This window comes from Mycobacterium dioxanotrophicus, from assembly GCF_002157835.1.
GTDB classification, from domain to species: Bacteria; Actinomycetota; Actinomycetes; order Mycobacteriales; family Mycobacteriaceae; genus Mycobacterium; species Mycobacterium dioxanotrophicus.
In genome coordinates this window covers 2093652-2118848 of sequence record NZ_CP020809.1, presented here as the reverse complement: position 1 = coordinate 2118848, position 25197 = coordinate 2093652, and the positions used below count along the sequence as shown (strand labels likewise).

At 63.4% G+C, this 25197-nt stretch carries 23 protein-coding genes and 1 tRNA gene; 16 read left to right on the top strand and 8 right to left on the bottom strand.

Features of this window, described 5'->3' with window-relative positions; translation table 11 throughout:
• The first annotated feature begins 37 nt into the window (after positions 1 to 37).
• Together BTO20_RS10215 and BTO20_RS10210 are read left to right on the top strand one after the other, a co-directional pair.
• On the top strand, positions 38 to 1003 hold the full coding sequence (locus tag BTO20_RS10215; RefSeq protein WP_087075528.1) for a sigma-70 family RNA polymerase sigma factor: 966 nt from the start codon (positions 38 to 40) through the stop codon (positions 1001 to 1003).
• A gap of 91 nt (positions 1004 to 1094) precedes the next feature.
• The gene (locus BTO20_RS10210; protein WP_087075527.1) at positions 1095 to 2939 is read left to right on the top strand and encodes a fatty acyl-AMP ligase; all 1845 of its coding nucleotides are present in this window, start codon (positions 1095 to 1097) and stop codon (positions 2937 to 2939) included.
• 81 nt (positions 2940 to 3020) lie between these two features.
• Here the strand turns inward: BTO20_RS10210 and BTO20_RS10205 are convergent, their stop codons facing one another.
• Complete coding sequence (locus BTO20_RS10205; protein ID WP_157680181.1) at positions 3021 to 4709, bottom strand: DUF6398 domain-containing protein; 1689 nt, start codon at positions 4707 to 4709, stop codon at positions 3021 to 3023.
• Between the two features lie 72 nt (positions 4710 to 4781).
• On the opposite strand from BTO20_RS10205, the gene BTO20_RS10200 reads away from it, so the two are divergent.
• Both BTO20_RS10200 and BTO20_RS10195 read left to right on the top strand, forming a co-directional pair.
• A complete protein-coding gene (locus BTO20_RS10200) occupies positions 4782 to 4997 on the top strand; it encodes a ribbon-helix-helix domain-containing protein (RefSeq protein WP_087075522.1) in 216 nt (71 codons plus the stop codon).
• Positions 4994 to 5401, top strand: coding sequence for a PIN domain-containing protein (locus BTO20_RS10195; protein ID WP_087075520.1), 408 nt, complete (start codon positions 4994 to 4996; stop codon positions 5399 to 5401). The genes BTO20_RS10200 and BTO20_RS10195 overlap by 4 nt, the downstream gene beginning before the upstream one ends.
• A 15-nt stretch (positions 5402 to 5416) precedes the next feature.
• On the opposite strand, the gene BTO20_RS10190 is transcribed toward BTO20_RS10195, so the two are convergent.
• On the bottom strand, positions 5417 to 5770 hold the full coding sequence (locus tag BTO20_RS10190) for a DUF732 domain-containing protein (protein ID WP_087075518.1): 354 nt from the start codon (positions 5768 to 5770) through the stop codon (positions 5417 to 5419).
• Between the two features lie 160 nt (positions 5771 to 5930).
• Between BTO20_RS10190 and BTO20_RS10185 the strand changes: the two genes are divergently transcribed.
• The 8 genes from BTO20_RS10185 to BTO20_RS10155 all read left to right on the top strand — a co-directional run bounded on the left by BTO20_RS10185 (position 5931) and on the right by BTO20_RS10155 (position 16360).
• Complete coding sequence (locus tag BTO20_RS10185) at positions 5931 to 7388, top strand: type I restriction-modification system subunit M (RefSeq protein WP_087075516.1); 1458 nt, start codon at positions 5931 to 5933, stop codon at positions 7386 to 7388.
• Complete coding sequence (locus BTO20_RS10180) at positions 7385 to 8563, top strand: restriction endonuclease subunit S (protein ID WP_087075514.1); 1179 nt, start codon at positions 7385 to 7387, stop codon at positions 8561 to 8563. Before BTO20_RS10185 ends, BTO20_RS10180 begins: the two co-directional genes overlap by 4 nt.
• A 150-nt stretch (positions 8564 to 8713) precedes the next feature.
• Entirely contained in the window at positions 8714 to 8926 is a 213-nt protein-coding gene (locus tag BTO20_RS10175) for a hypothetical protein (protein ID WP_087075512.1), read from the top strand.
• Between the two features lie 190 nt (positions 8927 to 9116).
• The gene (locus BTO20_RS10170; protein WP_087075510.1) at positions 9117 to 10523 is read left to right on the top strand and encodes an NAD(P)/FAD-dependent oxidoreductase; all 1407 of its coding nucleotides are present in this window, start codon (positions 9117 to 9119) and stop codon (positions 10521 to 10523) included.
• Positions 10524 to 10609: 86 nt separating this feature from the next.
• Positions 10610 to 12385: an ATP-binding protein gene (locus tag BTO20_RS10165; RefSeq protein WP_087075508.1), complete on the top strand. Its 1776-nt coding sequence runs from the start codon at positions 10610 to 10612 to the stop codon at positions 12383 to 12385.
• 414 nt (positions 12386 to 12799) lie between these two features.
• The gene (locus tag BTO20_RS39240; RefSeq protein ID WP_157680180.1) at positions 12800 to 13258 is read left to right on the top strand and encodes a hypothetical protein; all 459 of its coding nucleotides are present in this window, start codon (positions 12800 to 12802) and stop codon (positions 13256 to 13258) included.
• 262 nt (positions 13259 to 13520) lie between these two features.
• Positions 13521 to 15047, top strand: a complete 1527-nt coding sequence (locus BTO20_RS10160; protein ID WP_157680179.1) for an HNH endonuclease signature motif containing protein — start codon at positions 13521 to 13523, stop codon at positions 15045 to 15047.
• Positions 15048 to 15466: 419 nt separating this feature from the next.
• Positions 15467 to 16360 (top strand): hypothetical protein, encoded by an 894-nt coding sequence (locus BTO20_RS10155; protein WP_157680178.1) that lies wholly within the window; start codon positions 15467 to 15469, stop codon positions 16358 to 16360.
• 33 nt (positions 16361 to 16393) lie between these two features.
• On the opposite strand, the gene BTO20_RS10150 is transcribed toward BTO20_RS10155, so the two are convergent.
• Positions 16394 to 16651, bottom strand: coding sequence for a Txe/YoeB family addiction module toxin (locus BTO20_RS10150; protein ID WP_087075501.1), 258 nt, complete (start codon positions 16649 to 16651; stop codon positions 16394 to 16396).
• 188 nt (positions 16652 to 16839) lie between these two features.
• Here BTO20_RS10150 and BTO20_RS10145 point away from each other — a divergent pair.
• Positions 16840 to 18278 (top strand): IS3 family transposase gene (locus BTO20_RS10145; RefSeq protein ID WP_408632189.1). Its coding sequence is split into 2 segments (ribosomal slippage): positions 16840 to 17206 and positions 17206 to 18278, totalling 1440 coding nucleotides; the frame shifts between segments, so codons are not numbered across the junction.
• Between the two features lie 18 nt (positions 18279 to 18296).
• On the opposite strand, the gene BTO20_RS10140 is transcribed toward BTO20_RS10145, so the two are convergent.
• Together BTO20_RS10140 and BTO20_RS10135 are read right to left on the bottom strand one after the other, a co-directional pair.
• Positions 18297 to 18533: a type II toxin-antitoxin system Phd/YefM family antitoxin gene (locus BTO20_RS10140; protein ID WP_087075499.1), complete on the bottom strand. Its 237-nt coding sequence runs from the start codon at positions 18531 to 18533 to the stop codon at positions 18297 to 18299.
• Between the two features lie 62 nt (positions 18534 to 18595).
• Positions 18596 to 18970, bottom strand: coding sequence for a SpoIIAA family protein (locus BTO20_RS10135; RefSeq protein WP_087075497.1), 375 nt, complete (start codon positions 18968 to 18970; stop codon positions 18596 to 18598).
• Between the two features lie 166 nt (positions 18971 to 19136).
• On the opposite strand from BTO20_RS10135, the gene BTO20_RS10130 reads away from it, so the two are divergent.
• Entirely contained in the window at positions 19137 to 22553 is a 3417-nt protein-coding gene (locus BTO20_RS10130; protein WP_087075495.1) for a DEAD/DEAH box helicase family protein, read from the top strand.
• A gap of 4 nt (positions 22554 to 22557) precedes the next feature.
• Here BTO20_RS10130 and BTO20_RS10125 read toward each other — a convergent pair.
• Positions 22558 to 22641: transfer RNA gene (locus tag BTO20_RS10125), tRNA-Leu, on the bottom strand.
• A 436-nt stretch (positions 22642 to 23077) separates the two neighbouring features.
• On the opposite strand from BTO20_RS10125, the gene BTO20_RS10120 reads away from it, so the two are divergent.
• Both BTO20_RS10120 and BTO20_RS10115 read left to right on the top strand, forming a co-directional pair.
• A complete protein-coding gene (locus BTO20_RS10120; RefSeq protein WP_087075493.1) occupies positions 23078 to 23455 on the top strand; it encodes a hypothetical protein in 378 nt (125 codons plus the stop codon).
• Positions 23452 to 23802, top strand: coding sequence for a DUF3817 domain-containing protein (locus tag BTO20_RS10115; protein WP_029371915.1), 351 nt, complete (start codon positions 23452 to 23454; stop codon positions 23800 to 23802). Before BTO20_RS10120 ends, BTO20_RS10115 begins: the two co-directional genes overlap by 4 nt.
• Here BTO20_RS10115 and BTO20_RS10110 read toward each other — a convergent pair.
• On the bottom strand, positions 23792 to 24403 hold the full coding sequence (locus tag BTO20_RS10110) for a non-canonical purine NTP pyrophosphatase (RefSeq protein ID WP_087075491.1): 612 nt from the start codon (positions 24401 to 24403) through the stop codon (positions 23792 to 23794). The genes BTO20_RS10115 and BTO20_RS10110 overlap by 11 nt on opposite strands.
• Before the next feature lie 6 nt (positions 24404 to 24409).
• Positions 24410 to 25189 (bottom strand): ribonuclease PH, encoded by a 780-nt coding sequence (rph, locus tag BTO20_RS10105; RefSeq protein WP_064947265.1) that lies wholly within the window; start codon positions 25187 to 25189, stop codon positions 24410 to 24412.
• Between the last annotated feature and the right edge of the window lie 8 nt (positions 25190 to 25197).

The window sequence follows — 25197 nt, the reverse complement described above, 5'->3', positions numbered from 1 at the left end:
GTGACCGCGACAAGTTTTCGCCTCGCCGCGTGTCTCTATGTATGTGGAACTGATCGAGCGGGCCCGTGCCGGTGATGGCGCGGCATTCCGGGAGCTCACCGAGCCACACCAGCGGGAGCTTCAGGTGCACTGCTACCGGATGCTGGGTTCGGTGCAGGATGCCGAGGACGCAGTACAGGACACACTGCTGTCGGCATGGCAGAACCTCAGTGGGTTCGAAGAGAGATCGTCGGTCCGGACCTGGCTCTACCGGATCGCCACCAACCGCTGTCTCAACGCGCTGCGGTCGGCCAAGCGGCGCCCGGCCAAGGAGTGGGACATCAACGAGATCGAACCGCCCGAGCCGACACGGCTGAGCGAAGTGGTGTGGCTGGAGCCATATCCGGACGCGCTGATACCGGAGGCGTCATACGAGCAGCAGGAGACCATCTCACTGGCCTTCATGACGGCGTTGCAATTGCTGGCACCGCGCCAGCGGGCCGTGCTGATCCTGCGCGACGTGCTCGGCTATCACGCCGGCGAGGTCGCCGAGATCCTCGGCAGCAGTATCGATTCCGTGAACAGCGCGTTGAAGCGCGCCCGCGCCGGGTTGCGCCACGGGCTTCCCGCAACTCCGACGCCGCCACTGCCGGGCTCCGCTGCCGAGCAGGCGCTGGTGGACAGATTCGTGCGGGCTTACCAGTCCGGTGACGTCGACGGTCTGGTCGCGTTGCTCACCGAAGACGTCACGATCTCGATGCCGCCCGTGCCGCTGGAATACCAGGGCCGCGATGTGGTGGCCCGGTTCTACGCCGCAGTCATGCGCCCCGGGCGGCACTACGACCTGGTGCCGACACGCGCCAACCGGCAACTGGCGTTCGCCTCCTACCACCGCGGCGCGGGAGGTATCCGGCACGCCGCGGGGCTGCTGGTCCTCACGCTCGACGGGGACCGCATCAGCGCCATGACCCGATTCGACAGCAGCGTGCTGCCATGGTTCGGCATGCCATTGTCGCTGCCGTGATGTGAGGACGGTCACACCGTTCCGCAGCGGTGACAACCGTCATATATCCAGGAGACATAGGGTAGTTAGCGTCACTATTATTATTTGCGCCATGGGTCGGGAAGCTCTGAATAGCGACACCGTGCGTGGGTCTGTCGAACCGTCGCGCGGCAGCATCGAGGACTACGTCCTCGCCGACGGCACCATCGTGGTGCCCGACGGCGTGATGATGACATCGTTTCTGGAAGGGAACCGGGCGGCATTCGGCGACGCACCGGCCTACCGATTCGTGGATTACTCGTCGGACTCCGACGGTCAGATCATCGAGCTGAGCTGGAACAGCCTGTGGTCGCAGGTGCGCTCGATCGGTGCCCGCCTGCAACAGGTCACGTCCCCCGGAGACCGCGTGGCGATCCTTGCGCCGCAAGGCGTCGACTACGTGTCGGCGTTCTTTGCCGCGGTGCACGCGGGCAATATCGCGGTCCCGTTGTTTGCTCCGAGCCTGGCCGGTCATGCCGAACGCCTGGCGGCGGTGCTCGCCGACGCCAAACCCACCGTCGTGCTGACGACGACTGCGGCATCGGAATCCGTACGGAGCTTCCTACGCACCCTGCCCGCCGACGAGCGACCCCGCATGATCGCGGTGGACGCTGTTCCGGATTCGCTCGCCGCGATGTTCACCGCGGCAGCACGCGATACCGATGACATCGCGTATCTGCAATACACCTCGGGCTCCACGCGGACTCCCGCCGGCGTTGAGATAACCCACCGCAACGTGTGCACCAACGTGATGCAGATGATCCTGGCAGGCGACCTGGAAATGGGGATCCGCGGTGTGAGCTGGCTGCCGCTGTACCACGACATGGGCCTGATCATGATCATGTTTCCGGCGTTGTGCGGCAACCACATCACGCTCATGGACCCGATGGCGTTCGTCCGGCGGCCCTACCGCTGGATCAAGCGCCTCGCCGAGGAATCCGCCACCGGCCCGACGTTGGCCGCCGCGCCGAACTTCGCGTTCGAGCTGTGCGCGCAGCGCGGTCTGCCGCCCAAGGGTGAGTCGATCGATCTGAGCAATGTCGTCACGCTGCTCAACGGATCCGAGCCCGTGACCATGTCCTCGATCGAGGAGTTCAACGCCGCGTTCGCGCCATACGGACTACCAGCGACGACGGTTAAGCCCTCCTACGGAATGGCCGAAGCCACGCTGTCGGTCGCCAGCATCGCGCCCGATGAGACCGCCAGGGTCATCCATCTGGACCGCGACCAGCTCAACGCCGGGCATGCTGTTGTGGTCGACGCTGACGCCGAGGGTGCCGTGGCGCATGTCTCCTGCGGCCGGGCGATTCCCAACCAGTGGGTGGTGATCGCCGGCGCCGACGGCGACGAGATGGCCGACTGCCACGTCGGCGAGATCTGGTTGCACGGCAACAACATCGGTCGCGGCTACTTCGGCAGGCCCGATGAGTCGCAGCGGGTGTTCGGCAACAAGCTGCAGACCCGTCTCGAGGCGGGCAGCCATGCCGAGGGTGTCCCCGACAACGGATTGTGGTTGGCCACAGGCGATCTCGGCGTATACGTCAACGGCGAGCTGTACGTGACCGGCCGCATCAAAGACCTGATCATCATCGACGGCCGCAACCACTACCCGACCGACATCGAGACCACCGTCAGCGAGGCGTCACGCGCGGTGCGCTCGGGTTACGTCGCGGCGTTCTCGGTACCCGGTGGGCATGGCGAAGAGCTGGTCGTGGTCGCCGAGCGGGCAGCGGGCGCGGGCCGCGCCGAGCCCGGACCGATCGTCGACGCAGTCCGCGCCGCGGTGTCACGCCACCATCAGGTCCGCGTCGCCGGTATGCGGATGGTCGCCGCCGGCGTCATCCCCCGCACGACCAGCGGCAAGCTGGCCCGGAACGCTTGCCGGACGGAGTATTTGGCGGGCCGGTTCGACCGGTAGGTCCTTCGCTTTGCCGCCGAGTTCGACGAAAATGTCGCCATCCCGCGAGCGGAGCGACATTTGCGTCGAGTTCGGCAGTGCCTAATCGTCTCGGCAAGCGTTTCGCTGGGCGATGATCGAGCGCCGCCGCTCGGAGACCAGGTAATTGACCGAGCCCAGCCGCAGGCCGACAGTGTCGCTGTCGAATCCGCCGGCCCGCAGCAGCGTGGTCGCCCGCTGTGACACGCCGCCCTGCTGGATCCCGAAATGCGCCATCAGATCCTTCACCTGCATGCCACCCGCCGGGTACCGGAAAAGGTTGTTGGCCTTGCCGATGATCCACACCACAGCGCCGGCAACAGTTTCCACCCGACCACGGCCAAAGCTGGTCGGGTCGTTGGCCGCAACGCGCGCGAGCAGCCGTCGGCATGCGGTGCGGTATTCGACGTCGAGTACCTCCTCGCAGCAGCGGTCGGTGAGCGTGAGAATATCCCGCACTCGCGAGGTCGCTTCTCCGGTGATTCCATCCCAGCGGAATGGTTCGTCGGGTAGCGGGACGTCATCGAGGTGGTCGAGCTCGTCATGGCCACCCACACACGCCGCGAGCTCATCGAGCTTGCGCTGGCCGTGGTCCATCCCCATATCGATGCCGAGCTGGGCGAGCAACGCCTCGGGGCCTTGCACACCAGGGTTCCGGATTTCACGCTGGTATTGCGGTTCAAAGGCATCTATCGCGGCGAGCGCCTCATCGGTCCATCGTGTGCCGATGCCGGCCTCCGTATGCGCGAACGCTACATACGCTCGCATCAGATTTGGTGCCTTGGCCAAGTGGTCCGCGGCAGCAGCGATCTTGCGCGGAATCCAGTCGGCTAGCAGCATTTCAACTTTGACGTTGCTCCAGCGCAGCGGGTCTCCGGAACCATAGTCGGTGCCGAACCACAACAGCGTGTCCAACAAGTCCCGGTGCTCGTCGTCATCGAACCGCTGTCCGTACCGCGAGGCAAAGAACTGGTGCGCCAACCGCTTCGACTTTCGCGAATCCCATTCCGGGGTTCGATGTCCCACCCCGCCGGTCGGCAGTGTCCTGGTAACCCATTCAACCAAGGCGCGGCAGCCCGGCCAGCTCTCAGATTCGAACGGCGGGATTGTCATCGCGGCCCGTTGGATTCCCTCGTCGACCCAGGCCCGGGCATCTGCGAGGTGCATACCGTCCCACCGAGTGCCGTCCTCGGCCGCCTGCTGTGACATCGAAAGGATCTGGTCCATTGAGGCGGGAAGCACGAACGCATCCTTGACCAGGGTGCCGACGTTGTGGTCGATGTAGACGACGCAGGTGAACTGATGTCCGCTTGCCAACCGTGCGGCGATCATGATGTCGTCGCCATCCCCGAGCTCGTGACTCATCCGGACCGCTCGGGTCACCGTCGGTGACGAAAGCTCTGCCAGCCAAGGGGTTTCAGGAGCGGGCCGCGTCGCGAGTTCGCGTCGAATGCGGGCGCGCAACACATCGTTACCAGCAGACATCTCTGCGATCACAGCGAGCAGCGCCGTCGTCTCGGGACACGGAACGCCGATGAATGACTCGACCAGCTCGTCGAGCGTCGGTCTGCCGTGGTCGGCTGGAGTGAACGGATTCTCCTGGCGACTGTCCGTGATCCAGAGCAGCATGCTGACCATCGACAGCAGGTTGAGCGGATCCGGGTCGGACAAGGCACGGCCCACATCGCTGAGCAGGTCGGGCCCGTCACCACTGCGCCTCGGCCGGCTGCCTCTGCGGTCCTTTCTGGACATGATCGACGCCCTAGCTGACGGGTCGCACGCCGCTCTTCGGATGTATGGCACCACCGGTAGTACCATACGTTTGTGGAGAAGACGACGATATACCTGCCTGATGACCTCAAAGCGGCAGTCAAACGCGTTGCGCGGGAGCGCGGGGTGTCAGAGGCTGAGGTCATCCGGGAGTCCATCAGGGCGGGTGTGTCCATAAACAAGCCGCGGCCACGAGGCGGTCTCTTCGCAGGTCCGGAGCCAGCGGCGCGCCGCGTGGACGAGCTTCTCAAAGGCTTCGGCGAGCGGTGATCGTCGACACGAGCGCGCTGTTGGCCTATTTCGACTCCAATGAGCCAGACCACCAAGCCGTGGTCGAGGCCATCGAGGGCACCGACGATCGACTCGTCGTGTCACCGTACGTTCTCGCCGAGCTCGACTACCTGGTTGCCACCCGAGTCGGAGTCGATGCCGAGGTGGCGGTCTTGCGGGAATTGTCGGGCGGCGCCTGGGAACTCGCCGCCTTCGGCATTCCGGAACTGGAATCGGCCATCACCATCATCAGGAAATACCGCGATCAACAGGTCGGCCTTGCCGACGCCTCCAACGTTGTTCTGGCCGAGCAGTACCGCACACGCTCCATCGCGACGCTCGACCGCCGCCATTTTGACGTTCTCCGACCGATCGACGGCGGCCGATTCACCGTTGTGCCGTAGGCACCGCGGCACAAGCTAAGCACCCGTCGTCGGGCCGGCATTGACGTACGCATTCAGGACCGGCAGGACGTCGGGGCACATGTTCTGCGCTGCTGCAACAACGACGATCGCGGTCTCGTACGACGCGTAGCCGCTGCGTGCGACGAAGTTCATCGCTGCCGGCACGCCAGCACCGCTCCGCAGCAGCCGGCAGGTCATCTTGCCGGTGTCGATCACGTCCGAGATCGACGAGTAGTACACCCCGCGATCATCGAGCTGGGCGACATAGTTGTACTGGTCGGCCCGGGCGGGCGCGGCCACAGCCATCGGGATGATTGCACTGACGGCGATGGCGGCCACCACAACGCCGGTACCTGCGAGCTTGTTCATTGCGGGCCTCCTTGACCTGTCCGAATCGCCCGCATATGCGAGCCGCACAGAATGACAGAGGTCACCGACAAGACTCGCCCGTCGCCGCATCCCGCCGTTTGTCGGAGCTGTCGTATATACAGTTCGGTTCAGTTCGTTGCGAGCAACAAGGGGTAGTGCAGTGATCACGGGTGAGTTGAAGAGCAAGGTGGACCGGGTCTGGGACGCCTTCTGGTCCGGCGGTATCTCCAATCCGCTGGAGGTGATCGAGCAGATCACCTACCTGCTGTTCATCCGACGACTCGACGATTTGGACACTCTCGCGGAGAATCGCGCTCGCCGTACCGGCAAAGCCGAGGAGTTGCGGTTCGGGCCGGACCAGCAAGACTTGCGATGGTCGCACTTCAAGAACACCGAGCCTTCGGTGATGTTCACGACGGTTTCCGAGAAGGTGTTCCCGTTCCTGCGAGCGCTCGGCGGCGACGGCTCCACCTACTCCGAGCACATGCGTGATGCGCGTTTCACCATCCCGACCCCGGCGCTGCTGTCGAAAGTCGTCGACATGCTCGCTGACATCCCGATGGCCGACCGAGACACCAACGGCGACCTGTACGAGTACATGCTGTCGAAGATCGCCAGCGCGGGCCAGAATGGGCAGTTCCGCACACCCCGGCACATCATCAAGCTGATGGTCGACATGACCGCACCGCAGCCTACCGACGAGATCTGCGATCCCGCGAGCGGCACCGCTGGGTTCCTCGTTGCGGCGTCGGAGTATGTCCGCGAACAGCACCCCTCGGTGCTGACCGATGCGGCCCAGCGGAGACACTTCCACGCCAGCATGTTCCACGGTTACGACTTCGACAACACAATGTTGCGCATCGCGAGCATGAACATGCTGATGCACGGCATCGAATCCCCCGACATCCGCTACCGAGATTCCCTCTCTGAAGGCGCCAGTGAGGACGCCGAGAAGTACACGTTGATCCTCGCCAATCCTCCCTTCGCCGGCTCGCTCGACTACGAGGCGACCTCGAAAGATCTGCAGCGAGTGGTCAAGACCAAGAAGACCGAACTGCTTTTTGTCGCACTATTTTTGAAGCTGCTCAAGCCGGGCGGCCGGGCCGCCGTGATCGTGCCCGACGGCGTTCTCTTCGGATCCTCCAAGGCACACAAGGAACTTCGCCGGATCCTGGTGGAGGATCAGAAGCTCGACGGGATCGTGAAACTGCCGTCAGGTGTGTTCAAGCCGTATGCCGGTGTCTCGACGGCGATCCTGCTGTTCACCAAGACCAACTCCGGTGGCACCGACCACGTGTGGTTCTATGAGGTCACCTTCGACGGGTATTCGCTTGATGACAAGCGGGACCCCGTAGAGGCCAATGATCTTCCGGATACGTTGTCGCGGTGGAAGTTACGTTCTTCGTCCGAGTTGGAACGGGCCCGCGCCGAGCAATCGTTCTGCGTGCCGAAAGACGACATCGTTGCGCAGGGCTATGACCTATCGCTCAACCGTTACAAGGAGATCGTCCACGACGAAGTCCAACACCGGCCCCCACTGGAGATCATCACCGAGATCGAGAACCTTGAAGGCGAGATCACTTCTGGGCTGGCCGAACTGAAAGCGATGCTGTCGTGAAATGGCCAACACTGAAGCTAGGCGAAGTAGCGGAGGTACGGATCGGCCCATTCGGCTCGCTCCTCCATAAGGAAGACTATGTGGCAGACGGTGTCCCCCTGGTCAACCCGATGCACATCGAGCGCGGATCGATACTTCCGGATCCTCGGCACGCCGTCTCGGTCGAAAAAGCGAGTCAACTCAGCAATTATCGCCTGGCAGAAGGCGACGTGGTCCTCGGTCGACGGGGCGAGATGGGTCGATGCGCTGTCGTCGATGCCACCGCTAACGGCTATCTTTGCGGCACAGGGTCATTGATCGTCCGGCCCGGGCCTGCGTTGTCATCGAAGTTCTTGAGCCTGCTGCTTTCCAGTCCCGACATGGTCAGGACACTGGAACGGGAATCTCTCGGTACGACTATGCCGAATCTGAACCAGGAAATCGTTTCGAAAATTCAGATCTCCCTACCACCACTCGACGAGCAGCGCCGCATCGCCGCGATCCTCGATCACACCGATGCGATTCGCATTAAGCAGCGCGCGGCAATTGATTGCGTCAATCAATTGGGGCACTCCGAATTTGCGCGAATGTTTGACGGCATCAAGCCTCAGGCCACACTAGGAGAATGTGGCGATATTCAAGGTGGATTGCAGGTCACAAAAGCACGAGATAGCCTGCCTTTGGCCATGCCCTACTTACGAGTCGCGAATGTACACCGCGGCCGACTCGATCTGTCTGAAGTCAAGCTGATATCTGTCACTGCGACGGAACAAGCACGAACACGCCTGGAATCAGGTGACCTTCTTTTCGTAGAGGGCCATGCCAATCCTCGCGAGGTTGGTCGAGTTGCGATGTGGACCGGCGAAATCCACGATTGTGTTCATCAGAACCATCTGATCCGGTTCCGGCCCAACGCCGATCGCCTTGATCCGGTCTTCGCTGTCGCGTGGTTCAACTCTGAGGCTGGGGCTTCTCACTTCCGAAGGGCGGGAAACACAACGTCGGGACTAAATACGATTAGCACATCGACGGTGCGCTCGGCACCAACGGCGATTCCACCAATAGGCGAACAGCGGCGGTTCAGGCAATTCGTCAGCCGCGTCCAGCAACAGCATCAGCATCAGCTTGAAGTTCTCGCTCAAATCGACGAACTCTTCGCATCTCTCCAATCGCGTGCCTTCCGAGGTGAGCTGTGACGACAGAACCATCCCGGCTCGAAAGTTAGCCAGCCTTCACGCATCCCACGCTGGTTGTGCTGAGCAACGGCCAGACTTGGCGCCCGTCGGAACCTTTCGAGGCTCCTCAAGCCGAACTGATTCGGAACACCGAGACTTTCGCGCAATCAGATGTTCCAGCTCTACGCCTATGTGCAGTCACAACACGATCGCGATCTTCTCGGTGCAATCGCGGAAGGCGTCCTGCTCTATCCAGTCGACGCCGACGTCGACCAGTTCGTCGTCATCGGCGGGCAGAGGTACCGGTTTCTCACGATGGATCTCGGGGCCGAGACTCGGGCAATCAGGGAACGCCTGCTATCGATGGCCACACACCACGGCTGACCTTGCCGTAGCGCAACTCGAGCGGCCACCGCGTGCGGCTGTAAGCGGCATACGGGCGGCCACCATCGCGACAATTGTGCCCAAGACCTCGAGCCTCCCCACCGACTACGCGCAACGAGCCCTCACAGACACGTCAGCCGGTATGTTTGCCGGTGTCATTCGGTCCCGCCGCTGTGCCCGAAGGAGCAATATGACCACCGTCGCCGAACGCCACCACGTCGTGATCATCGGGTCCGGATTCGGCGGTTTGAAGGCGGCGAGATCCCTCAAGCACGCCGACGTCGACGTCACCTTGATCTCGCGGACGACGACGCATCTTTTCCAGCCGCTGCTCTATCAGGTAGCCACGGGCATCCTCTCGGAAGGCGAGATCGCGCCCACCACCCGCCTGGTGCTACGCGACCAGAAGAACGTCAGGGTCCGCCTCGGCGAAGTGGAAGGCATTGACCTACAAGCCAAGACAGTCACCTCGAAGCTGATGTCGCAGGAGACCGTCACGCCCTACGACAGCCTCATCGTGGCCGCCGGCGCCCAGCAGTCCTACTTTGGTAACGACCACTTCGCGACGTTCGCGCCGGGCATGAAGACCATTGACGACGCACTGGAATTGCGGGGCCGCATCCTCGGGGCCTTCGAGGCTGCCGAGGTGGTGACCGATCACGCCGAACGGGAGCGCCGGCTGACGTTCGTGGTGGTTGGCGCCGGCCCCACCGGCGTCGAGTTGGCGGGACAGATCGCCGAACTCGCCGAACGGACATTGGCCGGTGCGTTCCGCACCATCAGGCCGGAGGACTGCCGGGTGATCCTGCTCGACGCGGCCCCCGCGGTGCTGCCGCCGATGGGTCGCAAGCTCGGACTCAAGGCCCAGAAACGCCTGGAGCGGCTCGGCGTCGAGATCCAGCTCAACGCCATGGTCACCAACGTGGACTACATGGGCATCACCGTGAAAGATAAGGACGGGAGTGAACGCCGTATCGATTGTGCCTGCAAGGTGTGGTCGGCCGGTGTGCAGGCCAGCCCGCTGGGCAAGTTGATCGCCGAGCAGTCCGATGGCAGCCAGATCGACCGTGCGGGACGCGTCGTCGTCGAGCCGGATCTGACCGTCAAAGGCCATCCGTACGTGTTCGTCGTCGGTGACCTGATGGCAGTCCCCGATGTGCCCGGGATGGCGCAGGGCGCGATTCAGGGCGCCACCTACGCGACCGACATCATCAAGCGCTCGCTCGCGGGTCAGGACGATCCGGCGAACCGCGAGCCGTTCACATACTGGGACAAGGGCAGCATGGCGACGGTGTCACGATTCGACGCGGTGGCCCAGGTGCCGATCCCGAAATCGTCCAAGAAACTCGAATTCGGCGGTCCGTTGGCATGGCTGGCATGGCTGGTGCTGCACCTGGTCTACCTGGTCGGCTACAAGAATCGGTTCACCACACTGGTGACCTGGTTCATCACCTTCCTGGGCCGCGGCAGGGGCCAGATGGCCATCACCAGCCAGATGATCTACGCGCGCACCGCGATGCAGGCACTGCAGAGCCGGCAGGGGCCGCTGGCCGCGGTCGAAGCCGCGGACAAGATCGAGAAGGACGAGTCCGCCTAACAGCATCCGCTGACCGAACCCGGCTTGTCGGTCCCCCGTGCGACGCTATGCGGTTCTCGAATGAACCGACATAGAAGGGGCCACAGATGGACGGGCTTGAGCCGCAGAACTTTCGGGTGAATCTCGGCGGCGTCATCGCACTACTCAGCAAGAACTTGTATTCCAGCCCCGGCGTGTATGTGCGGGAGCTGATCCAGAACGCGGTCGACGCCATCACGGCACGCGACGCACTTGGTGGCCCCGCGGTACCGCGCGTCATCTCGATCTCCCCGTACGGAATCGCCTCTCCGGACTCGCCGGCCAGCGAGTTCACGATCACCGACGCCGGAATCGGAATCAGCCCGGAGCAGGTCGAGCAGTTCCTCGCGACGGTCGGCGCCAGCTCCAAGAGCGAGGAGCTGGAACAGAGACGTCGGACCTACCTCGGTCAATTCGGCATCGGATTGCTGAGTTGCTTTCTCGTCGCCGACGAGATCACCGTCGTCTCCCGCAGCGCGACCGGCGCCGAGCCGATCGAGTGGGTCGGCCGCAGCGACGGCACATACACGACCCGAACAGTCGCAGAGTACGTCGCCGTGGGAACCACGGTGCGGTTACGGCCGCGCCCGAACATGGTCGGGTGGGCACGAGCCGAGCAGGTGAGCCCGTTGGTTCAGAAGTACGCCGAATTCCTCCCCGTCGATATCACAGTGCTGACAAGCCAAGGACCGCAGAGTGTTTCGCGCGGATTTCCGTGGATGCACGATTTCGGCGCACACCATTCCGCAGTGCGGCAAGGTGTTTCACCGGTTTACGGCGGCATGGGCGTTGGCAGGCAGTTCGACGCCATCGAAGTCGTCGACCACGAGTTGGGATTGCAGGGCGTCGTATATATCGGTTCCGCGGGGAGGTCCAAGCCCTCCGCACGTAACCGCGTCTACGTCAATGGCATGTTGGTCGACGATGCGGACGCCACCCTGATGCCAGCGTGGAGCTTCTTCTCCTGGGCCGCAATCAATTCCACCAAGCTTGAGCCGACCGCCAGCCGCGAAGCCATCATGAGCAACGCGGCGCTGACCATGACACGGCGCAAACTCGGTCACACAGCACTCACGTGGCTGCGTTCCCTCGCCGACACCGATCCCGAACGGTTCGCCGAATTCGTCGCCGACAACGAGTTGGAGCTCAGATCCGCGGCGACGCATGGCGTCGACGCCGAGAATCTCGCATTGGCCGAAGTCGTGCTGCCCATGCTGACGGTACAAACGACGGAAGGGCAGATGCGGTTGATCGACGTCATCGACCGTAACCCGAACATCCTGTATGCCGTGTCGGTCAAGGAGTTTCGCACCATCGCCAGTTTCAACCCGGGCGGGCGAATCGTCATCAACGCCGGCCACACCCTCGACCAAGAGGTTCTGCTCATGCTGCCGCAAGTGATTTCCGGCGTGACCGTCACCCGCGCCTATCCGGCATCCGAAGTTGCTGCCTTGACGATGCCGTCCCTCGACGCCGGCGAGGTGCAGACATTCGAGCAGCGCGGTAGTCAGGCGCTCCTCACATCAGGGTGTCGCGTTGTCGCGCGCCAGTTTCCATCGCCCGACCTTCCAGCCGTCTTCATCGGTCACGGGCAGATCGACATGACATCGCCGGGATACGGCGACCTCTCGCATCTAGTGGTGAACTGGGACAACCGGGCCGTGCGCGCGCTGACCCGCACAACGGACGACCTCGTGTTCAGTCGGCTCATGCAACTGCTGTTCGTCCAGGCCCGGATGGCCGGCCAATGCGACGGCCCTGAGGATCGAGTCCTGTTGTCGGAGGCACTCGACGACATCATCGTGCTCGCCGCAGGCGTCGACGGCACAGAGGTCGCCCGATGAACGAGCAACCAGCACTGATCGCCGACGCCGTGGAAGCCAGCGAACAGCTCGGCGACCGTGCGCTGTGCTCGGGACGGCTCAACGAGGCAATCGATCACTACGAGGAGGTCAACAACCTGCTCCTGCCGTTGATAGATGTTGTCTTCGATGACGAGACATCCGCCAGGATCGTCCAGGTCCTCAACCGCACCAGAGCGAAAGTGCTCGACATCCGGCGCGGACTACTGCCTCCGGCCCCGCGCGCAGCTGAATTACGAACATTGGCGGCCGACGCCACCAATTCCGGTGACCTGGCCCATGCCGCGAGAATCAGCATTGATCTGGGCGAGGCACTCGTGGAACTCGGCGATCGTGACGCCGCGGAATCTGCCCTACCGACAGGCGGTCGCACTCGCGCGGCAAGTCGACGCCACCATGCCGGAGTTGATGCTGTGGGCATTCAGCGCACTGAGCGAATTCCTCAGCCCCTCAGAGGAATCGGTGGCCCTTGCCCAAGAGATGGCGGCCAACTTGATCGACCGCGAGGAGATGTACCACCCGATGCGCGCCGCCGACGCGGCCTATCACTGGGCGGTCGCCGAGCTGATGTTCGCCGAAGCGGCGCGCCACCGGGTGGATCACGCGATCGACGGCATCGCACGGCAAGCAATCGAGATGCTCGACGACATCTGTTTCCACGACAAGAGCCAGGCGCTTCAGCGCCTGGTGGCCAGCGTCCTACGTGGTGCCGGCCGCGACGCTGAGGCAGATGGCTGGCAGGCAGACGCGGACAAATATGAGGACTGGGAGTGGTTCATGGACCAAGAGATTCCCGGGCACGTCCACCTGTGGGATATCCGGATTGATCTGTCCGATCGTCACAGAGACGACTGATGCCTGCTACGAGCAGATTCGGGGCAATCGGGAGCCGATATCGACGATGGCCGACACCTACGCACCAGGCCTCGGTCGTGACATAGACATTGTGGGACCGGATGCGTCGGGGCCTGACGCCCTCAGGCCCAATCAAACTGGGTTGCCTAAGCTTTCGCAGTCAACGGCACCGGCCCAGGCCTGGCTCAAAAACTCTGGCCACTGTGGTCACATCAGTCTCAACACGGCAAATTCTGTCAGTGCTCGAATGTATGTTCGAACCATGGCGGTTGGCGTTGCGGAGGCCCGAGACGCAGTGCAGCGTGCACTGACGGGGCACCAAGCTTCGACCGCGGCGCTGGCCGATGTCGATTTCACGACGTTCGACACCGCAGAGTTGTTGGCGATCCAATCCGAACGGGAACAGCGTGCCCGCACTCATGCGCTCATTGATCACCGCATCCAGGCGGCGTTGATGGCTCAAGCCACGCCGCACGAGATCGGCGGCAAGTCCTGGATTGATGTGCTGGCTACCCGGATGCGAATCAGCCGCAAGGAAGCCTCCCGCCGTGTAGCTGCAGCGACCGAGTTGGCACCGCGGTACACCGTTGGTGGTGAGGTGTTGGAGCCTGCGCTTCCTGCCTCCGCAATGGCGTTATTGGACGGGACGATCAGCGCTGATCACATCGCGATCATCAGCGACACGGTGAAAAAGGTCGCGAGCTACGTCAACGCGACGGAACTGGCCGAAGTCGAAGTTGACCTGGTGGCGGCGGCAACGCGCGAGACTCCTGAAACCCTGAAGGCCGGTGCGGAAAAACTCCTGTTTCTGCTCAATCAGGACGGCGACAGTCCCGATCTCGCCGCGCATCGTCGGGGGTTGCGTCTGGGTCGACAGGATGCCGACGGGTACGTACACGTCGAGGGCTGGCTTGATCCCGAAACCGCAGCGTATGTCGCCACGATCAACAGTGTGTGGGCCCAGCCCGGCATCAACAATCCCGACGACCCGCACCCGATCCACAACCCGACTCCCAACCCACTCGACACTCCCAACACCGACGACACCGCGGCCGACACTGCTGCCCCCGAGCCCGCTGCCCCCGACGCCGCTGATTCGGTGGCCGCTGACCATCCGCCGGAAGCAGACGCCTCCCAGCAAGAGCGCGAGCAGGCCCAAGCGGAGGCTGCGGCCCGGGACACCCGCACTCAGCCCCAGCGCAATCATGATGCGCTCAAAGCGGCGCTGCGCGAACTGCTCATGTCCAAACGACTCGGCCGGCACGGTGGCCTTCCCGTCACCGTGGTCGTCTCCACCACGCTGTCCGAGCTGGAGTCCGCAGCGGGCATTGCGGTCACTGGCTCAGGCATACGGATGCCGATGAAAGATTTAATTCGGCTGGCCTCTCACAGCTTTCACTACCTCACCATCTACAAACATCACACAGCAGAGCCGCTGTACATGGCCCGCACCAAACGGCTGGCCACCAAGGCGCAACGACTGCTGTTGTACGACCGTGACCGCGGGTGCACGCGGCCGGGATGCACCGCAGCGGCCGACCACTGCCAGGTCCACCACGCCAAAACCGACTGGCAACATGGCGGGCAGACCGACGCCCCGGACCTCGGACTGAGCTGCGGACCCGATAACCGCCTCGTCGGCCTCGGCTGGACGACCAGCGTCGATCCCGACACCGGCCGCATCCTCTGGTATCCGCCGCCACTGATGAACACGGGTCAGGACACTGTCAACCATCACTTCCGCCCTGAGGAACTGCTGGCTCCACCTGACGCGGCCGACGACGGGTAGCGCGTTCACTGATGCGATCTCACCAATCATGTTGATATATAACATGATTGAAGACAATCATGTACGCGGTCGATACGCCGGCCCAGAACGGCCGCGCCACCTACGCGAGCCTCGAAGCCGAGTTGGGCGTGTGCACGAGCGAACAGACTTGACCGCATATCCCTTTGTCGAACCGGTCTGTGGTCACTGTCATGGGAGAGGGAAACCCGCCGCACCTATTGCGCGTTCTAGTCCTCGACATGTCGGTACCTCATGCGACGCTATGCGGTTCTCGAACGAACCGACGTAGGAGGGACAGAGATGGACAGGCTTGAGCAGCAGAACTTGCGAGTGAATTTGGGCGGCTTGATCGCGCTGCTCAGCAAGAACTTGTATTCCAGTCCGGGCGCCGCAGGAGCGGATGGTATGGAGGTCGCCCGATGAGCGAGCAATCGAAAGTGTCGGCCGAGGAACTCGAGCGGCTCGGTGACGAGGCACTCTGCGCGGGACAACTGGAGAAAGCACTCGATCATTACGACACGGCACGCCACCTCATCTTCGAGACATTCGATGCCGAACTGATCCAAGATGCGGAATTCGACCTGGTATGCAAGGTCACCGACGACCTGAGCCGGGTCGGTGAAAAGGCCCGCGATGTCTGGCGCAAACTGCAGCCACCACCAAAGTCGGCGGCAGAGCGAGCTGGAGAACTACGCGCCAACGTGGATGAGGCGATGGCAACGGGAGACCTTGCTGATGCGTCGCACGCGGGTTTCCGGCTCGGCGAGACGCTCGAAGAGCTGAATGATCGAGAGGGCGCCGAGTCAGCCTATCGACGGGCCGTAGTGCTAGCGCGACAGGTCGATGCAGGCGACCCCGAGTTGATGCTCGCAGCGTTCAGTTCTCTCATCCACTTCCTTTCTCCCTCAGAGGAATCGGTGGCCCTTGCCCAGGAGATGGTGGCCAACTTGATCGACCGCCGCGAGATGTACCACCCGATGCGCGCGGCCGACGCCGCCTACCACTGGGCGATAGCCGAGTTGAAGTTCGCCGAAGTGGCACAACACAGGATGGATCACGCGATCGACGGTGTAGCGCGGCAAGCGATCGAGATGCTCGACGGAATCTGCTTCCACAAGGGTAGCCAGACGCTTCAGCGACTGGTGGCAGGCGTTCTGCGTAGCGCCGGCCGCGACTCTGAAGCAGACCAGTGGCAGGCCGACGCGGACAAGTACGAGGATTGGGAATGGTTCATGGAGCAAGAGATTCCTGGCCATGTGCACCTGTGGGACATCCGGATTGATCTGCCGACCCACGGGAGAGAGGACGAATGACGTCGTGGCCATGCGCGGAGGCAGATCCATCCGTCAGTAGTGATATCGGGCTTTCAGTATCTTGACCTCGGTGTCGTCTGCGCGGTACACGAGTCGATGTTCGTCATCGATCCGCCGCGACCAGTACCCGGACAATTCCCCCTTCAGAGGCTCTGGTTTCCCGATCCCTGTGAACGGGTCGCGCTGAATCTCCGCGATGAGTCTGGTGATCCGGCGGGCCATCTTACGATCCGAGGCCAACCAAAACAGAAAGTCCTCCCAAGCGTCGGGATCGAAGTTGATACTTCTCACTCCCGACCGCCGGCCATCCCCTCGAGTTCATCAATCGACTTGCTGTACTCCGCTGACGCAGAGCGGTCGCCCTCTCTGCCAACCTGGGTTGAGGCACTCGCCCCCTGATAATTAGTGACCCGAGGGCGGGGATGGAGAGACTCCCCGAAATGGCAAGCAAGGTGACGACGTTGGTCTGCGCGGCCGGGATGGAAGATCCTGGTCGGGTGGCTGACGATGCAACGCAACGTCCCGATCCCGAGGTGCCCGAACGCGCTCGGCGACGGACGTTCACCGCGAAGTACAAGCTGGAGGTCCTGGCCGCCTACGACGCGGCACCTGACGGTGAGAAGGGCGCGGTGCTGCGCCGTGAGGGGCTGTATTCCAGCCACATCACCGAGTGGCGCAAAGCCCGCGACGCCGGCGCGTTGGCGGGGCTGGCCGCCCCGCGCGGGCGCAAGCGCCGTGATCCGGCCGCCGAGCAGATCGCCCGCCTGCAAGCCGAAAAGCAGCGACTGGAACAGGAGTTGGCCAAGACCCGCGCCGTGGTGGATGTGCAGGCAAAACTGCACGCGCTCTTGGAGACGCTCTCCGAGAGCGCGGATACCGATCCGAGGTCGACCACGTGACTGATCAGGCCGTCATGGAGTTGGCACCGCAGTTGGGTGTGCGGGCCGCCTGCGAAGCGGTGGGTGCCGCGCAGGCCAGCTACTACCGACGCCACCGGCAAAGCCCGGCCCCGACACGACCAGAGCCGATCCCGCACCGTGAGCGGCGGCAGCCGCGTGCGCTGAGTGCCGCCGAGCAGCAGGCGATCCTCGATGTGCTGCACAGCGACCGGTTCGTCGACGTCGCGCCGGCTGAGGTGTGGGCCACCTTGCTCGACGAAGGTGTCTACCTGGGCTCACAGTCGACGTTTTATCGGCTGCTGCGCCAAGCCGGCGAGGTGCGTGAACGCCGCGCCCAGGCCACGCACCCGGCGAAGGTGAAACCCGAACTGGTGGCCAGCACCCCAAATGCGGTGTGGTCGTGGGACATAACGAAATTGCGCGGCCCGGCAAAGTGGACCTACTACTACCTGTATGTGATCTTGGATATTTTCTCGCGGTACGTCGTTGGCTGGATGGTTGCCAGCCGCGAATCGGCGGCGCTGGCCGAGGTGCTGATCCGCCAGACCTGCGCCAAGCAAGGGATCGACCGTGACCAGTTGACGATCCATGCCGATCGCGGCAGTTCCATGACCAGCAAGCCGGTTGCGTTCTTGCTCGCCGATCTCGGTGTCACCCAGTCACATTCGCGACCGCACATCTCCAACGACAACCCGTTCAGCGAGGCCCAGTTCAAGACGTTGAAGTACCGGCCCGACTTCCCCGGCCGGTTCGGCTCGATCGAGGAAGCTCGATTGCACTGCCAGGTCTTCTTCGGTTGGTATAACGATGAACATCGCCACAGCGGGCTGGGCCTGCATACCGCCGCTGACGTCCACTACGGCCTGGCCGAGGCCATCCGCGACAAGCGTGCCGGCGTACTCGACGCCGCCTACGCCGAACACCCGGAACGGTTCGTCCGCAAACCGCCCGAACCGCCGAAGATCCCTGAAATCTCGTGGATCAACCGACCCCACCATCCAGAGGAGGACGCTCAGTAAATACCGCGCAACGGTGCCTCATTCAGGTTGACAGGTTCCGTCGCCCTTGTCCCGGGCGACCGCCTCCATAAGTCGCCGGGCATTCTCGGGCGAGCGCAAGAGATAGACGGTTTCCTGCCACGCGTCGTAGTCGTCGGCCGACATGAGAACCGCATCCCCGGCCTTGGAGGTGATACGTACAGGCTCGTGATCGACGTTGACCTGCTCGAGGAGCGGGAAGAGTCGCTGTCGGGCTTCACTTGCACTGATAGACACGGGACAGACTCCCTAGCTGTACGTATTTACCGTACGGGTATCGTACAGGAAAATCGTACGACTTACACTCGGCCCGCTGCCCACTCCTTGGCGGCATCGAGTTCATCAAGCCCGAACACCTTCAGCTCACCCGGAACCATCCAGGCGAATGCATGCATCGCATGGGCTACCCAGTCCTTGTCCGACACAACAGCGATCCGCTTGAACGCCGAGTGATGGTGGGCGACCATCCCCAGTCCAAGCTTCAGATCTTCCACCAGTCCCCCCGGTCCGAAGCCGGCATAGTCGGGCGCGATCACCTCGACGATGCGGATTTCACCATTGTTCGATAGGTCATCGATGGCGGGCCGGAACTGCCGCAAGTCGTCGCCTGTGACGTGACCCGACACCCTGATCCCGAACACGCCGTCCGGCAGATCCGGCAGTACTTCGATCATCGGTCCTCCTCACACGAGCCGTCCAACACAGTCAATCTTCCTAGGCACCGCAATCCCCGACGACTTGTCGGCGCCAACTGGTAGACAGTCCAGTTCGGCTCAGGAGCCGCGCAAACTTGATAGGTTCACCACCATCGGCCGGAGGCCAGAAAAGGAAGGATGCGCCGTGAGCAATTTCGCCTTCGTCGGCGCGGCTGACTGGCCGGAAATCCATATCGACTGCGCCCGTGCCGAAAGCTATCTCAGCTCCGATCCCCGTTCGGCATGTTTCTACAGCCGTCGAGCGATCGAGCACCTCGTCGATCTGCTCTACGACATCCTGGCATTGCCAATGCCCTACAAGAACGATCTGTCGGCGCGCATCAACGAGCAACCGTTCCGCGCCGCAGTGACCCCGGCAATCGGACAGAAACTCAACCTGATCCGCAAAGCCGGCAATGCGGCCGTACACGAACAGAAGCCGATTGCTCCAGCCATCGCCCTCGCCGTGCTCCGCGAACTACACCACGTCATGGTGTGGGCGGTCTACCACCACTCGGCCTACCCGAAGGCCGCGCCACTGAAGTTGGCCTTCGATCCCAAGCTCGCGGCCAAGGCCGCCCCACTGAGCCGGCAGGAAGTCGCCCAGCTTGCGGCCAAGTTCGCCGCCCAGGATGAGGCGCATGCCAAGGCCCTGGCCGACAAGGACGAGCTGTCCAAGGCCAAGGACGCAGAAATCGCCGCGCTACGCGAACAGATCAAGCAGGCCCAGGCGACGAATACCCAGCCCGACGACCGCGACTACTCCGAAGCAGACACCCGCGATACGTTCATCGACCTTTTGCTCAACGAGGCTGGCTGGCCGCTGACGGAGGCCCGCGACCGCGAATTCGAAGTCACCGGTATGCCCGGCGGCGGCAAGGGCTACGTCGACTACGTGCTGTGGGGCGCGGACGGCCTGCCACTCGCGGTGGTGGAAGCCAAACGGACTACCAAGAGCCCCCACCTCGGCGAGCAGCAGGCGAAACTGTACGCGGACTGCATGAAACAGACGACGGGTCGACGTCCAGTCATCTTCTACACCAACGGTTTTGAACACTGGATCTGGGATGACGTGGGCGGCTATCCCCCGCGTGAGGTCCAAGGCTTCTACACTCGTGACGAACTCGAGTTGCTGGTCCAACGTCGCCGAACCCGTCAACCGCTGAGCGACGCGCCGATCGATTCCGAGATCGTCGAACGGCACTACCAGCATCGGGCCATCCGCGCGATCGACGACAGCTTCGACGCCAAACGTCGCGAAGCACTGCTGGTGATGGCCACCGGTTCGGGTAAGACCCGCACCGTCATCGCGCTCGTCAAGCAACTGATGGAAGCGAACTGGGTCAAGCGAGTGCTGTTCCTGGCCGACCGCACGGCGCTGGTTACTCAGGCCGTCAATGCCTTCAAGACACATCTGCCCGACGCGACCACCGTGAACCTGGTGACCGAGAAGGCCTCCGACGGTCGTGTCTACGTAAGCACGTACCCCACGATGATGAACCTCATCAACGACACCGGCTCCGGGGTAAGGAAATTCGGTCCGGGTTACTTCGATCTTGTGGTGATCGACGAGGCCCACCGCTCGGTGTACCAGAAGTACCGGGCCATCTTCGAGTGGTTCGACTCGTTGCTGGTCGGGCTGACCGCAACACCGAAGGACGAGGTGGACCACAACACCTACCGGCTGTTCCAGCTCGAGGACGGGGTGCCGACCGACGCCTACAGTCTCGACGACGCAGTCACCGAGGGATTCCTGGTACCCGCCGTCGGAATCTCTTGCGGGACAAAGTTCTTGCAGGAGGGTATCCGATACGCCGACCTGTCCGAAGAAGAGAAAGACGACTGGGACGCATTGGATTGGGGCGACGACGTTGACACCCCAGATACGGTTACCTCCGAGGAGCTCAACAAGTTCTTGTTCAATGAAGACACTGTCGACAAGGTGCTCGCCGAGTTGATGGCAAAGGGCCATCGCGTCGCGTCCGGAGATCGGCTGGGCAAGACGATTGTCTTCGCGAAGAACCAGGACCATGCCGAGTTCATTGCCCAGCGCTTCGACCGCCAATACCCCGAATACGCCGGGCATTTCGCGCGCGTTATCACCCACAGCACGCCGTACGCCCAGAGTCTCATCGACGACTTCTCCATCCCCGACAAGGCACCGCACATCGCGATCTCGGTCGACATGCTCGACACCGGCATCGACGTGCCCGAGGTGGTCAACCTGGTGTTCTTCAAGCTGGTGCGGTCCAAGACGAAGTTCTGGCAGATGATCGGTCGGGGCACTCGGCTGCGCCCCGACCTGTACGGACCGGGCCTGCACAAGCAGAACTTCTACGTCTTCGATTTCTGCAGCAACCTGGAATTCTTCAGCCAGGATCTGCCCGGGTCACAAGGTTCGTTCCAGAAATCGTTGAACCAGAGGCTCTTTGAGACCCGTCTCGGCTTGATCACCGCCCTTGACCATGCCCAACCTCCGCATGATCCCGACCCGCCTGAGGGACAGGGCGCCGAAAGCGACCGGGGCCTGCGCGTCGACACCGCGTGGTCGCTGCACCGCACTGTCGTCGGCATGAACCTCGAGAACTTTCTGGTGCGCCCGCATCGGCGATTGGTCGAACGGTATGCGAACTGGGACGCCTGGCCGGTGCTCACGCCCGAAGCCGCGGGCGACGTTGCCGAGCACCTCGCCGGATTGCCCTCGACACACAAGGACGATGACGAGGACGCCAAACGGTTCGACCTGCTCATCCTGCGACGTCAACTCGCCCAGCTCGAAGGCGACGCGGTCGCCGCCGAACGGCTGCGCGAGCAGATTCAGCTGATCGCGTCCGGACTGCTGAACCAGACGGCCATCCCGTCGGTCGCCGCCCAGCAGGCTCTCCTCGACGAAGTCGCCGGCGACGAGTGGTGGGTGGACGTCACGCTGCCCATGCTTGAACTGGCCCGCCGTAAGTTGCGCCGCCTCCTGCGCTTCCTGGAGAAGGCCAAGAAGGTCGTCGTCTACACCGACTTCCAGGACGAGCTGGGCGAGTCCACGCTCGTCGACCTGCCCGGCATCACGCCAGGAACAAACTGGGAACGCTTCCGGCTCAAGGCCGCCGCGTATTTGAAGCAGCACCAGGACCACGTCGCGCTGCAACGCCTGCGACGCAACAAGCCGCTGACACCCGACGACCTGGCCTCACTGGAAAAGATGCTCATTGACAGTGGGACCGGTGGCGATGACGACATTGCGCTCGCCAAAGAGCAGTCACACGGGTTGGGTCTGTTCATCCGTGGACTTATCGGCCTGGACCGTGATGCCGCAGTCGAAGCCTTCGGAAGCTACCTGGACGGAACCCGATTTACCGCAGACCAGATCCGCTTTATCGACCTGATCGTCACCGAGCTCACCCGGAACGGCGTCGTCGAACCGGCCAGGCTCTACGAATCCCCGTACACGGACCACGCGCCGACGGGACCCGATGATGTGTTCCCCGACGCCGACGTCGACAACATCGTCGCGATTCTCAACACCGTGAAATCCAATGCGGCTCCGGTGGAAACCCAAACGGGCTGATCAGTGCGGGCGGTGGGACTCGAACCCACATGTTCTTTCGAACACGGGCACCTAAAGCCCGCGCGTAAACCAATTTCGCCACGCCCGCAGCACCCCGATCGTACAGCTCTCGTTGAAGCCGAACGTGTCGGAGGGTGGCGGTGCTTTCGGTGCATCGCCGGCGGAGGGGGCTCGACGTGCGGTCCACGGACGAGTTCGACCAAGTCCGAGCGCCTGATCGCTTCGGGCATGAACGACTGCGCCATTGCGCGCCTCACCGGCATACCGCGACCAACCATCCGGGACTGGCGGACTCGACCGCCGTCACATTTCCGGCAGCCCCGCGCATCACCGACTGCGGCGTTGAGCACGATTACGCAGCATTGCCTGCGGCAGCGCACGCCTACTCGACACATCCCTTTTGGGTGACGCTTCCGGCGTACTGACCGTTGTTCACCGCCGCGCTGGACAACCTGGACATCCACTGGACACCGCCCGCCTCGACACATTCGTCGGCCCCAAGGACCGCGCGGTACCGTGGACTAATGTCCACTACACGGCGTAGGAGGCCAGCGCTCATCGCTCTGGTCTGCCTCGCTGCTGCCGGCTGCATGGGGCTGGCCTGGTGGCAATGGACGCGGTATGAATCGATCTCGGGCAGCTTCCAGAATCTGGGCTATGCCTTGCAGTGGCCGATGTTCGCCGCCTTCTGCTTCTATGCGTACTACAAGTTCGTCCGCTACGAGGACGCGCCACCGCAGCCGGTTGCCCAGCAGACCGAGATCCCTGCCGGGCTGCTGCCTGAAAGGCCAAGGCCCGCAGCACAAGACGACGATGACGATCAGGCCATGAGTGAGTACAACCGGTACCTCGCCGAACTGGCCAAGAGCGATGCCGAGAAGAAAGACAGGACCGATAGATGACCGCACCCGAACCGGACACCGAGGTCACCACGCCCAAGGAGACCATCCGCAAGGCCCTGCTGGGCTACCGCGTGATGGCGTGGGCCACCGGTCTGTGGCTGATCGCGCTCTGCTACGAGATGGTGCTCAAGTACATCGTTCAGGTCGACAATCCGCCGAGCTGGATCGGCATCGTGCACGGCTGGGTGTACTTCGTGTACCTGATGTTCACGGCCAACCTCGCGGTCAAGATCCGCTGGCCTCTCGGCAAGACCATAGGCACGCTGCTCGCCGGCACCATCCCGCTGCTGGGCATCATCGCCGAGCACTTCAACACCATCGCGATCAAAGAACGCTTCAGCCTGTAAGGCCGGCCAGCTCCCGTAGCGCCGGTACCAACAACGCCAGCGCCCGCCCGCGATGCGATGCCGCGTCCTTCTCGGCCGGTGACAGCTCGGCGGCCGTCCGCGTCGACCCGTCGGGCAGGAACACCGGGTCGTAGCCGAAGCCACCGTCGCCGCGGCGCTCGCGGATGACCGTGCCTGGCCACTCGCCGCGCACCACGGTCGAACCCGAGGCCGACACCAAGGCGCAGGCCGAGACGAACGCCGCGCCGCGCCGCTCGTCGGGCACATCGGCGAGCTGACCCAGCAGCAGTGCGGTGTTGGCCGCATCGTCCCCGTGCTTTCCCGACCACCGCGCCGACAACACACCGGGCATGCCGTTGAGCGCCGCGACCGCGATGCCGGAATCGTCGGCCACACACGCCAGTCCGGTGGCCCGGAAGCCATCGGTGGCCTTGGCGAGTGCGTTGTCCTCGAACGTCGCGCCGGTCTCGGGTGCCTCGTCGAAGGGCGCGACGTCGGCGAGGGACAGCAGCGAAAGCCCCGACACCCCGGCGGCGTCGAGCACGCGCCGAAGCTCGGCCAGCTTCTTCGGATTGCGGCTGGCGACCAACAGCTCAGGCATCAGCCCTCAGCTTCCGAACGACTTCTTGGGCGCCGGGCCTTCCGGCAGCACACCGGGATACGGCAATTCCAGCGCCTCGCGCTGAATGACGAACAACTGCTCGCAGGCCCCGAGCGCGGCGTCCAGCAGCTTGTCGAGCGTCGAGCGCGGGAAGGTTGCGCCTTCGCCCGTGCCCTGGATCTCGACGAGCGTTCCGGTGTCGGTGGCGACGACGTTCATGTCCACCTCGGCGCGGGAATCTTCGGTATAGGGCAGGTCGACGCGCACACGGCCGTCGACCACGCCGACCGACACCGCGGCGATGGCGCACGACAGCGGCCGCGGATCCGAGAGCCGTCCCGCAGCGGCGAGGTACGTCACCGCATCGGCCAACGCGACGTATGCGCCGGTGATGGCTGCGGTGCGGGTGCCGCCGTCGGCCTGCAGCACATCGCAGTCGATGGCAATGGTGTTCTCCCCCAACGCCCCGAGGTCGATGCAGGCCCGCAGGGAACGGCCGACGAGCCGGCTGATCTCCTGCGTGCGGCCACCGACCCGGCCCTTGACCGACTCCCGGTCCGACCGGTCATGGGTGGCCGCGGGAAGCATGGCGTATTCGGCGGTCAGCCAGCCCTGCCCGGATCCCTTGCGCCAGCGCGGCACGCCCTCGGTGACCGAGGCGGTGCACATGACACGGGTCTGGCCGAATTCCACCAGCACCGAGCCGGCCGGATGATTGGTGAAGCCGCGGGTGATGACTACCGGGCGCAGCTCGTCGTCGAGGCGGCCGTCTTCTCGTCTGGACACCCGCCAAC

Excerpts from the sequence above, each read along its gene's own strand:
- BTO20_RS10215 (WP_087075528.1), top strand. The coding sequence starts at position 38 with ATGTATGTGGAACTGATCGAGCGGGCCCGTGCCGGTGATGGCGCGGCA.
- BTO20_RS10210 (WP_087075527.1), top strand. The coding sequence starts at position 1,095 with ATGGGTCGGGAAGCTCTGAATAGCGACACCGTGCGTGGGTCTGTCGAA.
- BTO20_RS10205 (WP_157680181.1), bottom strand. The coding sequence starts at position 4,709 with ATGTCCAGAAAGGACCGCAGAGGCAGCCGGCCGAGGCGCAGTGGTGAC.
- BTO20_RS10190 (WP_087075518.1), bottom strand. The coding sequence starts at position 5,770 with ATGAACAAGCTCGCAGGTACCGGCGTTGTGGTGGCCGCCATCGCCGTC.
- BTO20_RS10175 (WP_087075512.1), top strand. The coding sequence starts at position 8,714 with ATGTTCCAGCTCTACGCCTATGTGCAGTCACAACACGATCGCGATCTT.
- BTO20_RS10170 (WP_087075510.1), top strand. The coding sequence starts at position 9,117 with ATGACCACCGTCGCCGAACGCCACCACGTCGTGATCATCGGGTCCGGA.
- BTO20_RS10165 (WP_087075508.1), top strand. The coding sequence starts at position 10,610 with ATGGACGGGCTTGAGCCGCAGAACTTTCGGGTGAATCTCGGCGGCGTC.
- BTO20_RS39240 (WP_157680180.1), top strand. The coding sequence starts at position 12,800 with ATGCCGGAGTTGATGCTGTGGGCATTCAGCGCACTGAGCGAATTCCTC.
- BTO20_RS10160 (WP_157680179.1), top strand. The coding sequence starts at position 13,521 with ATGGCGGTTGGCGTTGCGGAGGCCCGAGACGCAGTGCAGCGTGCACTG.
- BTO20_RS10155 (WP_157680178.1), top strand. The coding sequence starts at position 15,467 with ATGAGCGAGCAATCGAAAGTGTCGGCCGAGGAACTCGAGCGGCTCGGT.
- BTO20_RS10135 (WP_087075497.1), bottom strand. The coding sequence starts at position 18,970 with ATGATCGAAGTACTGCCGGATCTGCCGGACGGCGTGTTCGGGATCAGG.
- BTO20_RS10120 (WP_087075493.1), top strand. The coding sequence starts at position 23,078 with ATGTCCACTACACGGCGTAGGAGGCCAGCGCTCATCGCTCTGGTCTGC.
- BTO20_RS10115 (WP_029371915.1), top strand. The coding sequence starts at position 23,452 with ATGACCGCACCCGAACCGGACACCGAGGTCACCACGCCCAAGGAGACC.
- BTO20_RS10110 (WP_087075491.1), bottom strand. The coding sequence starts at position 24,403 with ATGCCTGAGCTGTTGGTCGCCAGCCGCAATCCGAAGAAGCTGGCCGAG.